The organism is Larkinella ripae (assembly GCF_054780775.1).
This window is the reverse complement of sequence record NZ_BAAGVR010000014.1, coordinates 314,575-327,748: the sequence shown is the minus strand read 5'-3', so window position 1 is coordinate 327,748 and position 13,174 is coordinate 314,575. Positions and strand designations below refer to the sequence as shown.

General features: G+C 53.6%; 14 protein-coding genes. 5 read left to right on the top strand and 9 right to left on the bottom strand.

Annotated elements, in window-relative coordinates; translation table 11 throughout:
- The first annotated feature begins 126 nt into the window (after positions 1-126).
- Complete coding sequence (locus ACYVHX_RS08215) at positions 127-732, top strand: cytochrome c oxidase subunit 3 (protein ID WP_460671151.1); 606 nt, start codon at positions 127-129, stop codon at positions 730-732.
- 52 nt (positions 733-784) lie between these two features.
- On the opposite strand, the gene ACYVHX_RS08210 is transcribed toward ACYVHX_RS08215, so the two are convergent.
- The 7 genes from ACYVHX_RS08210 to ACYVHX_RS08180 all read right to left on the bottom strand — a co-directional run bounded on the left by ACYVHX_RS08210 (position 785) and on the right by ACYVHX_RS08180 (position 7,278).
- Entirely contained in the window at positions 785-1,372 is a 588-nt protein-coding gene (locus tag ACYVHX_RS08210; protein WP_460671150.1) for a YceI family protein, read from the bottom strand.
- Between the two features lie 30 nt (positions 1,373-1,402).
- Positions 1,403-2,098 carry a hypothetical protein gene (locus ACYVHX_RS08205; RefSeq protein ID WP_460671149.1) on the bottom strand — a complete coding sequence of 232 codons (696 nt, stop codon included), beginning with the start codon at positions 2,096-2,098 and terminating at the stop codon, positions 1,403-1,405.
- 41 nt (positions 2,099-2,139) lie between these two features.
- Positions 2,140-2,613: a QcrA and Rieske domain-containing protein gene (locus ACYVHX_RS08200; protein ID WP_460671148.1), complete on the bottom strand. Its 474-nt coding sequence runs from the start codon at positions 2,611-2,613 to the stop codon at positions 2,140-2,142.
- Between the two features lie 76 nt (positions 2,614-2,689).
- Complete coding sequence (locus ACYVHX_RS08195) at positions 2,690-4,312, bottom strand: porin family protein (RefSeq protein ID WP_460671147.1); 1,623 nt, start codon at positions 4,310-4,312, stop codon at positions 2,690-2,692.
- The gene (locus ACYVHX_RS08190; RefSeq protein ID WP_460671146.1) at positions 4,284-4,853 is read right to left on the bottom strand and encodes an RNA polymerase sigma factor; all 570 of its coding nucleotides are present in this window, start codon (positions 4,851-4,853) and stop codon (positions 4,284-4,286) included. Before ACYVHX_RS08190 ends, ACYVHX_RS08195 begins: the two co-directional genes overlap by 29 nt.
- 163 nt (positions 4,854-5,016) lie before the next feature.
- Positions 5,017-5,874, bottom strand: coding sequence for a hypothetical protein (locus ACYVHX_RS08185; RefSeq protein ID WP_460671145.1), 858 nt, complete (start codon positions 5,872-5,874; stop codon positions 5,017-5,019).
- Positions 5,875-6,030: 156 nt separating this feature from the next.
- Positions 6,031-7,278 carry a bifunctional 3,4-dihydroxy-2-butanone-4-phosphate synthase/GTP cyclohydrolase II gene (locus ACYVHX_RS08180; protein WP_460671144.1) on the bottom strand — a complete coding sequence of 416 codons (1,248 nt, stop codon included), beginning with the start codon at positions 7,276-7,278 and terminating at the stop codon, positions 6,031-6,033.
- Positions 7,279-7,480: 202 nt separating this feature from the next.
- Between ACYVHX_RS08180 and ACYVHX_RS08175 the strand changes: the two genes are divergently transcribed.
- From ACYVHX_RS08175 to ACYVHX_RS08165, 3 genes are all read left to right on the top strand, one after another.
- Positions 7,481-9,466: a T9SS type B sorting domain-containing protein gene (locus ACYVHX_RS08175; protein WP_460671143.1), complete on the top strand. Its 1,986-nt coding sequence runs from the start codon at positions 7,481-7,483 to the stop codon at positions 9,464-9,466.
- Between the two features lie 158 nt (positions 9,467-9,624).
- On the top strand, positions 9,625-9,960 hold the full coding sequence (locus tag ACYVHX_RS08170; protein WP_460671142.1) for a YbaB/EbfC family nucleoid-associated protein: 336 nt from the start codon (positions 9,625-9,627) through the stop codon (positions 9,958-9,960).
- Between the two features lie 3 nt (positions 9,961-9,963).
- The gene (locus ACYVHX_RS08165) at positions 9,964-10,989 is read left to right on the top strand and encodes a glycosyltransferase family 2 protein (protein ID WP_460671141.1); all 1,026 of its coding nucleotides are present in this window, start codon (positions 9,964-9,966) and stop codon (positions 10,987-10,989) included.
- A 12-nt stretch (positions 10,990-11,001) separates the two neighbouring features.
- Here the strand turns inward: ACYVHX_RS08165 and ACYVHX_RS08160 are convergent, their stop codons facing one another.
- Positions 11,002-11,223 carry a PspC domain-containing protein gene (locus ACYVHX_RS08160; RefSeq protein WP_460671140.1) on the bottom strand — a complete coding sequence of 74 codons (222 nt, stop codon included), beginning with the start codon at positions 11,221-11,223 and terminating at the stop codon, positions 11,002-11,004.
- 409 nt (positions 11,224-11,632) lie between these two features.
- On the opposite strand from ACYVHX_RS08160, the gene ACYVHX_RS08155 reads away from it, so the two are divergent.
- Complete coding sequence (locus ACYVHX_RS08155) at positions 11,633-11,839, top strand: cold-shock protein (RefSeq protein ID WP_124875441.1); 207 nt, start codon at positions 11,633-11,635, stop codon at positions 11,837-11,839.
- A 93-nt stretch (positions 11,840-11,932) separates the two neighbouring features.
- On the opposite strand, the gene ACYVHX_RS08150 is transcribed toward ACYVHX_RS08155, so the two are convergent.
- Positions 11,933-12,997, bottom strand: coding sequence for a hypothetical protein (locus tag ACYVHX_RS08150; RefSeq protein WP_460671139.1), 1,065 nt, complete (start codon positions 12,995-12,997; stop codon positions 11,933-11,935).
- Positions 12,998-13,174 lie beyond the last annotated feature (177 nt).

The following is a 13,174-nucleotide window of genomic DNA, read 5'->3' as shown; positions in this document are numbered from 1 at the left end:
AAACAGGGCGGTTTTTTTCAGCGGGCTGAATAGTAATTTTTTTTGTCAGGCCCCCGGGCCGCCAAACCATTTCGGAGTGGTTTGCGTTTGGCAATCAGACCCTAAATCCCGCAAGTACGTTATCCAATGGAAACCCGTCGCCGGAAAAATTTTATGCTGCGTCGCCGGGAGCCCAAGCGCTTCATGCTCTGGCTGTGTATGCTGGGAAGTCTGTTTCTGTTTACCGTGCTTCTGGTAACCTACGTGGTTCGGAAAATTGGCCATGACTGGCGGAGCATTCCCATGCCGACGGTTTTTCTGGCCAGCACGGGCGTCATTATCGCCAGCAGCCTGTCGTTGCACATTGCCAACGGCGCTTTCCGGCACGAGCGGTTTACCCAATACCGGCTCTACCTGGGCACGACGGTTTTTCTGGGGACTTTGTTTACGGTTTTGCAGGTGCTGGGCTGGCGGGAACTGATGCTGAAAGGCGTTTATTTGCAAACCAATCCGTCGGGCAGTTTTCTCTTTCTGCTGTCCGGGCTGCATTTACTGCACATTTTGCTGGGCCTGGTTCTGCTGGGCATCGCGTTTGCGGAAGCGATGCGCCGGATTCCGTACGTGGAGGCTTTTGTCTACAGCGTTAATCCGCCGAACCGGCTGAAAATTGACCTGATCACGCTGTACTGGCATTTTGTCGACGTCCTGTGGCTCTACGTCTTTTTGTTTTTGCTTTATCAGCAGGGAGTCTAATTCAGGCGCTCACCGCAGCGGTTTTAGAGCTCCACGGCGGTGAGCGCGGTTTTTACGAATTGGTATCCTTGAAAACCATTTGCAGCTTCAAGCGCACTTTTTCATCGACCGGAACCATCATCAGCGACGGTTTTTCGATTTTATAATCCGATAAATTAATCTCCAGATTCCCTTTGATGGTCAACTGGGCGTTCTCGTCCTGCCGGGTCGCCTGAATGACGACGGGCCTGGTGACGCCGTGAAACGTCAGATTGCCTTTGACCGTCAGGCTGTTGCCGTCCTGCTGAACGTCGTTGCTGGTGAAGGTCACCTTGGGGTATTTCAGCGCTTCCATTTTTTCCAGCGCGTGCGAATCGCGGTTGGTGTTATCGCTGTCGAAACTGGAAAGTTTGGCGGCTGCCGCGACGCTCTCGATCTTGTTGGCATCGTCGAGCACAACCACGCAGGCTACATCACGGCTGACACCCTCGAAGCTGTGCATGGGGTGCGTCATGGCGTAGGTAATCGTTGATTTGGCCCGGTCAGCCATCAGCTTCCGTTTGGTAGGAGCGGGGTTGGAATGGGGTTGGTGAAAAGCCACCAATCCTGCGCTGACGAGCAAGATCCAGCCCGTCAGCCGGGAATTTGAAAATGTCTTCATGGCAAGAGGGTGAAGTTTGTTGATGAATGATTAAAACTTTATGATCACAATGGCTGCGGCAAACGACGCAAACGTGGTGTAGGCAGCCGCGCGGTGATACGGTTTCAGGCTGGCGTTTTCGGAAACTTGGTGGGCCAGAATATTGGTGGCCACCATGCCCGCCAGGTGCGCAACCGCCAGGTATTTGTGCAGCTGAATCGAACTGAACCCACGCCGGGTGCTGCTGGTCGGTAACTTGGGCGGGGCCGTCAGCGACAGCAGCGCCGTGGCGCCGTAGGTGTAGTTGATGATCGTCGCCATCGTTTCGTGCTGGTCCTTGATGCGGATGTAATCCAGCCCTTTGGCCCGGTAAAGCCGCGACCCCAGAATTCCCTGCGCCACAAAACCGGCCAGCGTGGCAAATCCCAGTACCTGGTGTGTCACCAGCATCGTCCGCCGAATCTTCAGTTCCTTGGCGCGACCTTCGGGCGTTAACGGAGCCAGATTCGTGAGCCGCAGCAGGCCCTTGGGTCCCCAGAAAGCCCGCTGCGTGAAAATGATCTTCTTCGGGAGCAAATCCTGTCCATCGGCCGAGCTATCCGCCAGTTCGGCCAGTAAATCATCGGCATCCGCCGGAGCTTTCAGGCTGGTATCGGCCGGCGTAACGGTTTTGGTGCGGGTCGAATCCTGCGCCCGGGCTGGCAGATAAAGCAGGCTACACAGGCAGATAATCAACAGATGCTTCATGGCTGATGTCAAAATGATACGTAAAACAGGTTGTTCCGTTCTTATCCTTCAAAAACGCGCAGACTGGTTCCGGTCAGGGTCGTTTTGTACGATTTGAGGTTGGCCTGGTTCGCAGCGGCCGGTACCACCACCTTGCCGGTCTGATCGAATTCGGAACCGTGGTTGGGGCAGTAGAAATCATCGTCGGCCGGGCGGTAAGTCACCAGATTGCCTTCGTGCGTGCAGATTTTCGACAGGGCCACGTAACCCCCGCTTTTCACCTGCGCAATCAGCACATCATCCTTGTACACAAACTTCTTCGTGGCATCCTTCAAGCTGGCATAGGCACTGCTGTTCAGATCAATGGTGAAATCGACCTTATCGCCGGTGCCCGGATTGGGATCCGGCTCATCCGACCCTTTCGAGCAGGACGTGAGGGTACCCATGCAATAAAAGGCCATCAAAGCGGCACTGCTCATGCCCAGACTCCGAAGAAATTCACTCCGCTTGATTGGTTCCTGTTGATTGGTTTCCATAAAATAGTGAGTTGGTTGTGAATTAATGTATCTACATTGTTTACGCTAAACGGATTCCGGACCTCAAAAAGTGTTGTTACAACCGATAGCGGACTGAGAAAAAGACCCCGGTGCTGGTCAGCCGGATTTTGCCAAATCCCAGCGTAGCTCCCCGGGCGTACTTCAGGAACGGTTCCACCTGCCAGGAAAACCGACGGAAGGGCCCTTCCGCGCGAAAATTGCGCTCATACCCAACCGAGAAATTCCAATGACTGAAGGCGTGTAAACCGGTGGTACCGTTCCATCCTTTGTATTTTTGGTTGGTAGAAGTTGGTTTGGTGCCCGGCGGGTAATAGTACTCATACGTTTCCTTCTGCATGATGTACGAAGAGGCTCCGGCGCTGACGAACCACCGTCGGCGGTCGTTCAGCAGCACGTCATAGCGCACATTGAGCGGAATATCGAGGACCGTACAAACCGCGCCGACGCTTTCGTACCAGGGACCGTACCAGTGCTTGGCGATCGTATCCGGAAGAGTGTATTCGGAAGCTGGTGCCGTGTATTTTTTGACAGACCGCAGCACCCCGCTCTGCACGGTCCAGCGCCGTAAAAACCGGTACTCCACCAGCACGCCCGTTTCGAAATCCCTGGCGGCTTTCGGGCTTTTGCCCACGAAATTGAGATCCGGAGCGGCCACAAACCGAACCGACAAAGCCGGGTATCCAATCACCGGAATCGGGGGCATCGTTTTGGGCACGACCGGCGGCCGCATCGGTTCCAGATCCGGTTCCGGCAACGACGGCAAAACGGGTTTCGCCGGGGGCCGGGCCGGGATGTACGCCAGATTGCCGGATAAAGCAACTGGTCCCGTTTCTGAAACCGGGGTTTCCGGGGCCGGTTTTTCGGATAAAGCAAGGCTGCCTTCACCGGCCTTCGCGCGGTTTTCCGAAGCCGGTTTTGGCCGGTTTTTGCGGGTTTGGACCAATCCGTCGGCCCGCGCATCATTGTCATTTCCAGCCACCCGCGGACGCGGTACATCTCCGCTTGGCAACTCATCAAAACGGGCCGACGCCGTTCGCCGGGATGCCGGACCGTTTTTCCGCCGGGCGGTTTTCGCCAGTCGGTTTTCCGTCGCCGAACGGATTGAAACCGTTTGGGCGACCGATTCCGGAGCGTTATTTTTTACGTCTTCACCCGGTTTTTTCGCCGGAGCCGGTTCTGCCGAGCGCGCCGTTTCTGCCGACCCGGTTTTCGACGGAACGAAGGCGGTTTTTTCAGCCGGTTTTTCCGACACCCGGTTTTCTGATTTCACTTCCGAAACGGCGGGCGCGTCGGTCCCGGCCGGAACCGGGGCCGGAAGGCTTGCGTCGCCCGAACGACCGGTTTTTTCCGCAACTGACCCCCCCGGCGCATTCTTGCCGGACAACGCTGACCCGGGCACCTGGCGGTCGGCAACGGTTTTCAGATTTTTCGCAACCACCCGGATGGCCGACGGGCCGTCGCCGGGCGGTACGATCAGCGAAACCGTGGTCAGCAACAGCAGCAGCAGCGGCAAACCCCAGTAAATAAACCGGTCGAGGAACCGCGACCGGTCATTCTCGTCGAGACGTCGGCGCAGACTGTTCCAGTCCTCTGGATTGTAAGGCGGTTCAAACTCCCCGGCAGACGACCGGAAGAGCTTGTCCAGTTCGTCATCGGGAAGTTCTTGCAAACTCGCCATGGCATCTACGATTTAATAATTGTTTCAACTGTTCTCGGGCACGTGCCAGATTCGATTTGGAAGTCCCAACCGAGATATTCAACTGTCCGGCAATTTCTTCGTGCGTAAAGCCATCGATGGCGTATAAATTAAATACCATTCGATAAGCGGGTGTTAATAACTGAACCACTTCCAGCAGCTCCGCGTGGCTCAACTGGTCGAGGGCACTGGCTTCTGCGTCGGGAAACTGCCCGGCCTGATCAATGTCTTCGTGGTAGCGGTGTTTCCGGTTTTGCCGGTAGTAGTCCAGGGCGGTATTGATCATGATCCGGCGCAACCACATCTTGAACGGCACTTCCGGCCGGTACAGGTTCGAGCGGGTAAACACCTTCATAAAACCGTCGTTCAAAATCTCCACGGCTTCGTCCCGGCTGTACGAATACCGCAGGCAAATTCCCATCGCGTAGCCGTAGAACTGCCGGTAAAGCTGCTCCTGGCTTCTGCGATTGCCATTCTGGCATTCCTGCAACAATCCGGCGATATCTGGGGAGGGAACGGTCATGCGTCGGGTTTCATCGTCAGTACGCGAATCGGCGCAATTGGGTTGCGTCAACCGGGTAAAAAGTAGTTTACGGTTTTCAGCGGGCGGTTCTCATCAACAGATATAGATTGGTAGAATACTAGGTAAAAAAGTGAGAACCGGCCCCCTGAAAACCGTAAAGACCTCAGGGCGCGGGCGCTTCAGCCGTGTTGTTGTTGACAATCGGCCACACGGCGGGTTGCGGAAAACTGATGCCTTTGTTCAGGCCCCGTTTGCCGTTATCCTGCTGAAAATAATACAGCGGCCAGCCTTTGAACGTCAGTTGCTGGTGGCCGGCCACCGTAATCGAGCCAAAAAGCGATTTGTCGACCGTTGAAGGAATTTCCTTCAGCGTTTCTTCGTACAAAGGCCAGACGGCATTGTTGCTGAAATCCGCCTTTGTAAAGTTATTCTTATTTTTCTTATCGTTCCGAAAACCGTACAGCGTCCGGCCCTGACCATCGGTAAAGTAAATGGTTTTGCCGGTTCCTTCCTTGTAGTCGGACGTATAGGATTTGCCGTTGTGCCCCACCAATTGGGCATTCGCCATCATGATGGAATAATTCGGTTTGGCTACGAACCAGATGTTACCGACGTTTTCGCCTTTTACGTCACCCTGAACGGCATCATCCTTGAAATAATACAACGGCCAGCCCCTGTAGGTGCTTTGTTTGGCCCCATCGGCCCGCGTAATGGTCCCGAAATCCGTCGCGGCCAGACCCGCAGCCAGTTTCGGATTTTCCCGGTAAAAAACCGGCCAGTTGGTCAGGCAGTTGCCCGTACAGGTCGACGCGCCGGTGCTGTCGTAATCGTTCGAGAAAAAATACAGGGTGCGGCCGGTTTCGTCCGTCATGACATTGCCCAGCGAGGTATTGGTGAGGTTAATCGCCGGTTCGGCGGGCGTTGGGTCGGCATCTTCCGAATCGTTGCCGCAGGACTGGAGGAACCCGACGGCAATAAGCATCAGGGCGACCACAGGAGTCGCAATCCATTTCGTTTTCATAGCAAAAGAGATAAAAAGGTTAGAACTACAAACGCGCGTCCTGTGAATCGATTCGTTGGCCAGTACGGCGAAAGCCGGAAAAGGGTTGCGTGTCTGGTAAAAAAGGACAAAAAAAGCCCGACCGGATGGTCGGGCTTTGGATACGGAAGCGGGTGGTTACCCGACCTGATCGGTAAAATGCCGGAGGATATGGCCCATTTTGTCGCGTTTGGTGCGCAGGTACACTTCGTTGTGCGGATTGGGCTGGATATCAATTGGAACGGTTTCCACAATTTCCAGTCCGTAGCCCATCAGGCCCGCCCGTTTTTTTGGGTTGTTAGAAATCAGCCGGAGCTTGGTAACGCCCAGATCCCGCAGAATCTGCGCGCCAACGCCGTAGTCGCGGGCGTCCATCGGCAGGCCCAGTTCCAGATTGGCTTCCACCGTATCGCGGCCCATTTCCTGGAGTTTATAGGCTTTCAGTTTGTTGATCAGACCGATGCCCCGGCCCTCCTGAAACATGTACAACACGATGCCTTTGCCTTCTTTTTCGACCATTTGCATGGCCGCGTGAAGCTGCTCCCCGCAGTCGCAGCGGCACGAACCAAAGATGTCGCCCGTGACGCAGGAGGAATGGACGCGGACCAGCACCGGTTCGTTTTTCTCCCAGGTTCCTTTGATCAGCGCCAGGTGCGTGTCGTCGGTATTGATCTGTTTGTAGGCAATGAGTTCAAAATCACCGTATTCGGTGGGCATCTGAACGCCGATTTCGCGCCGGATCAAGCTTTCCTGACGCAGCCGGTATTCGATCAGATCCTGAATACTGACCAGCTTCATCCCGAATTTATCGGCAATTTCGCGCAGTTGCGGCAGGCGCGCCATCGTGCCGTCTTCGCTCAAAATTTCGATCAGAACCCCGGCGGGTTGCAAACCGGCCAGGTGGGCAAAGTCAACGGCCGCTTCGGTGTGACCGGCCCGGCGAATAACGCCCCCATCGACGGCCCGCAGCGGGAAAATATGCCCCGGACGGCCCAGATCTTCGGGTTGGGTTGCCGGATCGACCAGCGCCTGCAGGGTTTTGGCGCGGTCGCTGGCCGAAATGCCGGTGGTGCAGCCGTGGCCCAGCAGATCAACCGAAACCGTGAACGGCGTGGTGTGGACGGAGGTGTTGTTGCCAACCATCATTTCCAGGCCCAGTTCGTGGCAGCGGGCTTCGGTCAGCGGAGCGCACATCAGGCCCCGACCTTCGCGAATCATGAAATTGACCATTTCGGGCGTGATTTTCTCCGCGGCACAAATCATGTCGCCCTCGTTTTCCCGGTCTTCGTCATCCACGACGATAATGATTTTTCCGTCGCGAATATCCTGAATCGCGTCTTCAATGCGGTCCAGTTGAATGCCGGGATTGGTACTATTATTGCTCATCATACTGATTAGAAATAAGACAGGAGATGTGAGATCGGCAACCAGCAGACCTTCGTTACGTTCGTATCCGTCGTTTGGTTTTTGTCTTTTCGCACACGTCTTTTAGAACATTGTTCCGCAAAGATACGTTCGATACGCTAAATTTGTGTTTCAGACGTTTTTGATAAAAACAGTAGTTGTAGCTCGAAAATCTTTACCTCCCGTGAGAGTTGTCAGGAAGTGGTCAGCCGGTTTTTGGTGGTTCGACCGGCATCAGGTCCGGTTTTTCCTGATCGGCGCGTGTTTTATTCTGAATTTAAATGCGTTTGCTCAAACAAATGTTGTGGACTGGTGCGTCACTCCACCGCCGGCGGCTGCAAAAGGCGGTTTTACCGTATCAAGCACGAAAGGCTGTAATCCCTTCACGATTACGGTCAAAAACACGACCAACAATCCGGATAATTTATTTAAATACATCTATGAATACAAAGGGGGCGACCCGGTTGCAACCAATGCCGGTGTGGCAGCAACAACCTATACGTTTGTAAAACCGGGGAAGTATAAAATCCTTCAGGTAGGCAGCAATGGAACCGGCTCGGTGGCCTGCCAGGAGGTGGAGGTGCTGGATGCCACACCGCCTAATTTCCGGGTGTTTACCTGCGCCGACCGGCGGGTGAAGGTTGACATCATCAACGACGGAATTGCCAGCCAGTACGATGAATTTAAAATTGACTGGGGGGATGGAAACGGTTTTCAGACGGTTGCCAAAACCGCCATTTCCGGCCTGATGCATACTTACACTTCCGACGCCACCCGAAGCATCCGGGTGCAGGGAAATTATCGGGCCGTGAATTGTGGAGGCATGGCAATCCAATCGGTAACGCCCGGTGGTACCATGACGCAGCCCCTCATCAACCGCCTGGCGACTACCGGAACCAACGTCACGCTGCAAATACAGGTTTCGACCGGCCAGGTGGTTACGGTTCAGAAAAAAAACGCGGCCGGAACCTTTGAAAACACCGCCATCACCCGCAGCGGCAGCGGGTCCGTCACCATCCCGAACATAACCGCTCATCCGACCTGTTTCAAAGTTGTTTCGCAGGACGGCTGCGGGAATATGCTGACGTCGAACGAGGTCTGTAGCATCGGTCTGGAAGTGGAAGCCCGGGAAAAACAGAATGCCATTGGCTGGACCGTGCCCGGGAGTCCGGCGGGCTTTCAGAATTATACCCTGACGAAAAACGATGCCGTGTTCCGTACCATCACCAACGTCAATACCAATTCCGTCAGCGATGCGGAAGGACTCAATTGCAACGAAGAATATTGCTACCAGATCAGGGCGCAGACCGGTTCGGCGGAAATCGTATCCGACCGGACGTGCGTAACGGCCCGTTCGGCGGAAGCGCCCCCGTCTTTTTCAACGGTGCAGGTTTCGGTCAACGGCGATAACCGCGTTGATTTGCGGGGCCTGCCGCCCGTTCCGACTTCGCAGAGCCCCAGCTATAAAATGATTGTTTTCCGGCAGGACGGCGGCTCGTTCGTTCAGACCGGCGAAGAAGTGGATCGCAACATTCACCAGGACGGGGGTGTGCAGCCCCAGCAGCAGTCGTATTGCTATCAGGTTGTTTATCAGAACGCCTGCGGAGTGGCGTCGGAACCGTCCCAGACCGTTTGTACGATTTACCTGACTTCCCATTCATCTGCGACCATCGACTGGACCAGCAGTTCGCCTTTTGCCGACGAAGCCGTGGATCGGTACGTCATCGAAAAAATTGACGAAAGCGGGGTGGTCTGGCAAGAGGTGTCCGTCGGCACCCAGACGTCGTACCGGCCCACGCAGAACGACCCGGACACCGAACGGTTCCGGTTTCGGGTCAAGGCCGTATCGAAATCCGGGGCCATTAGCTATTCCAATTTCTACACGTTCTCTCAGGCGCCCCGGCTTTTTATGCCCGATGCGTTTACGCCCAACGGCGATGGCGTGAACGATTTGTTCGAAGTAAAAGGGAGTACGTATTTTGAATCCGTTCAGCTAACGGTGTATAACCGCTGGGGCGAGGTCGTGTTCCGCAGTGAAAACCGCGAAGGCTGGGACGGCAAAATCGGCGGGCAGGCTGCCCAGCCCGGCACGTATGCCTACCGCATTACCGCTACCGACCAGAAGGGGGCGAAAACAGAAAAGGCGGGCTCGGTGTTACTGATTCAATAGACACCGGAAGAAAGACCAAGAAGGAGGAGGAAGGACAAGCGACAAAAGAAAGCAAAAACCGGGCGAGCTGTTCATTCCTTGTTACCTTTGTCGGAGCCTTTGGATACCGTTTTGATCCTTCTCTTGTCTTTTGTCTCACTTCTTTTTTCGAAACTAGTATGTTCAACATGATGGATATGTTCGGGAAGGTGAAAGAGTTTCAGGCTCGCATGAAAGATGCGCAGGCCAGTCTCAACACCATTACTGAATCAGGAGAGTCGGGTGCCGGGATGGTTCAGGTGACCGTCAACGGCCTTAAACAGGTTATCCGGCTGAATATTGATCAGGAACTGATCCGGCCCGACGATCGCGAGATGTTGCAGGACCTGGTCGTGGCGGCTACAAACAAAGCCCTCGAAAACGTAGAACCTAAAATAAAGGCCCATCTCCAGAAAGCAACCGAGGGGTTGTTGCCCAATATTCCCGGTTTCGACCTGGGAAGTATGATGTCGTAAGACATGGATCAGCTTGCCATCGTGATATTGAATTACAACGGCAAATCCTACCTGGAGCGGTTTTTACCGACGGTGCTGGCGCATTCGGAAGGGTGCCCGGTATACGTGGCCGACAACCGTTCCACGGACGGTTCCGTCGTTTTGTTGCACACCAAATTTCCGGCGGTGCGGCTCATCGAGCTGCCGGTTAACTTCGGTTACGCGGGCGGCTACAATGCCGCCCTGAAACAGATCGAAGCCACGTATTACCTTCTGCTCAACTCCGACGTGGAAGTCAGTTCGGGCTGGTTGGGTCCGCTGCGGACCTTCATGGAGCGCAATCCCCAAACGGCGGCTTGTCAGCCCAAAATCCGGGCGCATAAAAATCCCCGCCTGTTTGAATACGCCGGTGCGGCCGGGGGCTACATCGATTATTTGGGTTACCCGTTTTGCCGGGGGCGGCTTTTCGATACCACCGAAGAAGATCAGCAGCAATACGACGATGCCCGGGAAATTTTCTGGGCTACCGGCGCGTGTATGCTGGTGCGTTCCGATATTTTTCACCGCCTAGACGGTTTTGATCCCCGGTTTTTTGCGCACATGGAAGAAATTGACTGGTGCTGGCGGGCTAAAAATGCGGGCTACCAGATCTGGTATTGCCCCGATTCGACGGTTTACCACGTCGGGGGCGGTACGCTGCACCAATCCAACCCGCGCAAAACCTTCCTGAATTACCGCAACAGTCTGGCCATGCTCTACAAGAATCTGCCAACGGGCCACGTCTTCCTCAACGTTCTGATCCGGCTGGTGCTGGACGGCATTTCGGGCCTGAAGCTGCTGGCGTCGGGCCAATGGCGGAATACCCTGGCGATTCTGCAGGCCCATTTTGCGTTCTACAGCTGGATTCCTTTTCTGCGTCGGCAGCGGTATGCGCTGGCCGAGTTGCGCAAAAACCGCATCACCCACCCGGAAATTTATCCGCGCAGCATCGTCTGGCAGTATTTTGTGAAGGGAAAAAAGACGTTCCGGGCGCTTTGGAAAACCGACTAAGCCGGTAGAAAGCTACAATTCCCAGATCGTGGGATTATTGTGCCGCCGGAGGTGTTTGCTCATTTCCATCCAGAAAGCCATAATCAGATAGAGAACAACCGGCGAGCCCAGGGTAAGGCAGGAGGTATAAATAAAATACAAACGAATGCTACTGGCGGAGATGTTCATCCGTTCGCCCAACCGCGTGCAAACGCCAAATGCCTGACTTTCGACGAAATACCTGAGTTTGTTCATCGTAGTAACATTCCTGATGATCAGTACGTGACTCAAAAAAACCGTACGGCCGCTAAATCCGGGTCGGTTCTACCAAATATACACGGAACAAATTGTATCAACAATCCCACCCGCGAATTGTTTAGGTCAACTAGTTAAGAAAAAAAATATTTTGTATAATTATGTCGCCAAATAAGACAATTATTTTCAAAAAAAATTGTTTACAAATTCGTAACAAATTTTGTTACTTTGTGTTTACTAAGGCGTTGTCTTATAAAAGTGTAAGATATTTGCTATTCAACAAAGTCAATGCATAGACGGCCAGTTCCATCCGTATCGCCCATTTCGTGTGTTAACCTGGAACCTGTTTGAAGACTTTTGTTAAGAATACTCCAGTCAGTAATGTTTTATTTTTAATTTTTTAAGTTTTATGCAAACAGGTGTTGTTAAATTTTTCAACGAGAGCAAGGGCTACGGATTTATCGTCGAAGATGATACGAACCGTGACATTTTCGTCCACATTACTGGCCTGAATGGCACAACTATTCGGGAAACAGACCGCGTATCCTTCGAGGTAATCGAAGGTAAAAAAGGCCTTAATGCCGTTAAGGTGAAAAAACTGGAAGGAGCCTACTAAAACATCTCCTTCGAAATCATAAAAAAAACCCGATCACATTTGACCGGGTTTTTTTTATGAGCTGGCAGCCATTACAACGGGCCAGCGACCGAATCAGGAAAAAAGCTGCCAGTCGCAGGTCACCTGATACGTTCCCCCGTACCCGGAAAAGGTAAGAATCATGTCGGGGCTGTTCGTGCTGCCGCTCCACCGGGCCGTCAGGGATGGAATCGTGACGGATACCGGCTTAGGTGTAAAAGGATCATCACTCCAGATGTTGATGATCAGATCAAAAACCCGGCTGACGATATAGCCCACCGCTGCGCCAATAACCGCCCCCAGCAAACCGCCCACCGGGAATCCGGCGGCAATGATGGCGGCTTTTACTTTGGTTTCGATCAAATCCAGCAGCTTGTTGGTGAAGTCCGATATCCCGCCCATATCCGCTTCCGAAAGAATCAGCGTTACGTAGTACGTTTTAGGGAATGCTTTTCCTTCCTGCAGGTTAAAGTACGTGAGTCGCCGGGGCGGTGAATACACCTGCTGTTCGCCATCATCGAAGTCGCTTCGTACCCGAAAGCTCGTGCCTTTTTTGACTTCCCCGTCTTCATCCACCGCAATGTAGGTACAATCGACTTCATCATCTCCGCTTTCACCACCCAGGAAATCACTGGTTTCGTCCAAGCATTTTACTTTATGAATACGAAACTCAAGCTTATCGGTTGTACTGGTGGCGGCAGCAGCAGGCTGTCCGTTCTCCTGCTTCTGGGTAAAATTAGCCACTTCACGGGCTGTAAAAGCAAGGGCGTCCGGAAAGTCGATGGCTCTGACCTGTTCGTCGACCGATTGAGTGCTGCTTAAATCGACCGTAGCCAGGTCACCAAAATGCTTTGCTCTGACTACGGCGGGGGCCTTCAGGCGTTCGATGGCTTTGGTGGAGGCAACTTGTTTCTTGGCCTGCGGCATACTGTCAAACCGGGCTTTAAGGGCGCTCTCAAAACTACCCGGTTTGGCGTCGATCGGATACTTTTTAGCCTGGGTGTGATTGGCGGCCACCTTCTCAATTGCCAGTTCGGCTTCCCGAATGATGCGCTGCGCGATCGCCCGGAGTTTGGGATCGGTTAATTCCGCTCCCTGTGACATCGTGATCTCGGATGTGGATTTTGTTAGTTCAGACATGATTGTAATTGGTTTTGGAACTAGGTGAAAAATAGATTTGTGGACGTGTCATACCGTACGCGTATCAACGAATCAAAGGTCTGAACTTCAGAGATCTCGCGCGCCCGCCAATTCTGGTGGTTTTAAAAGGCATGAAAAAAGGCCACTCCGCTCGGGAAATGGCCTTTTGGTTTACTT

Coding starts and splice junctions, on each gene's coding strand:
- ACYVHX_RS08215 (WP_460671151.1), top strand. CDS start 127: ATGGAAACCCGTCGCCGGAAAAATTTTATGCTGCGTCGCCGGGAGCCC.
- ACYVHX_RS08210 (WP_460671150.1), bottom strand. CDS start 1,372: ATGAAGACATTTTCAAATTCCCGGCTGACGGGCTGGATCTTGCTCGTC.
- ACYVHX_RS08205 (WP_460671149.1), bottom strand. CDS start 2,098: ATGAAGCATCTGTTGATTATCTGCCTGTGTAGCCTGCTTTATCTGCCA.
- ACYVHX_RS08200 (WP_460671148.1), bottom strand. CDS start 2,613: ATGGAAACCAATCAACAGGAACCAATCAAGCGGAGTGAATTTCTTCGG.
- ACYVHX_RS08195 (WP_460671147.1), bottom strand. CDS start 4,312: ATGGCGAGTTTGCAAGAACTTCCCGATGACGAACTGGACAAGCTCTTC.
- ACYVHX_RS08190 (WP_460671146.1), bottom strand. CDS start 4,853: ATGACCGTTCCCTCCCCAGATATCGCCGGATTGTTGCAGGAATGCCAG.
- ACYVHX_RS08185 (WP_460671145.1), bottom strand. CDS start 5,874: ATGAAAACGAAATGGATTGCGACTCCTGTGGTCGCCCTGATGCTTATT.
- ACYVHX_RS08180 (WP_460671144.1), bottom strand. CDS start 7,278: ATGAGCAATAATAGTACCAATCCCGGCATTCAACTGGACCGCATTGAA.
- ACYVHX_RS08170 (WP_460671142.1), top strand. CDS start 9,625: ATGTTCAACATGATGGATATGTTCGGGAAGGTGAAAGAGTTTCAGGCT.
- ACYVHX_RS08165 (WP_460671141.1), top strand. CDS start 9,964: ATGGATCAGCTTGCCATCGTGATATTGAATTACAACGGCAAATCCTAC.
- ACYVHX_RS08160 (WP_460671140.1), bottom strand. CDS start 11,223: ATGAACAAACTCAGGTATTTCGTCGAAAGTCAGGCATTTGGCGTTTGC.
- ACYVHX_RS08155 (WP_124875441.1), top strand. CDS start 11,633: ATGCAAACAGGTGTTGTTAAATTTTTCAACGAGAGCAAGGGCTACGGA.
- ACYVHX_RS08150 (WP_460671139.1), bottom strand. CDS start 12,997: ATGTCTGAACTAACAAAATCCACATCCGAGATCACGATGTCACAGGGA.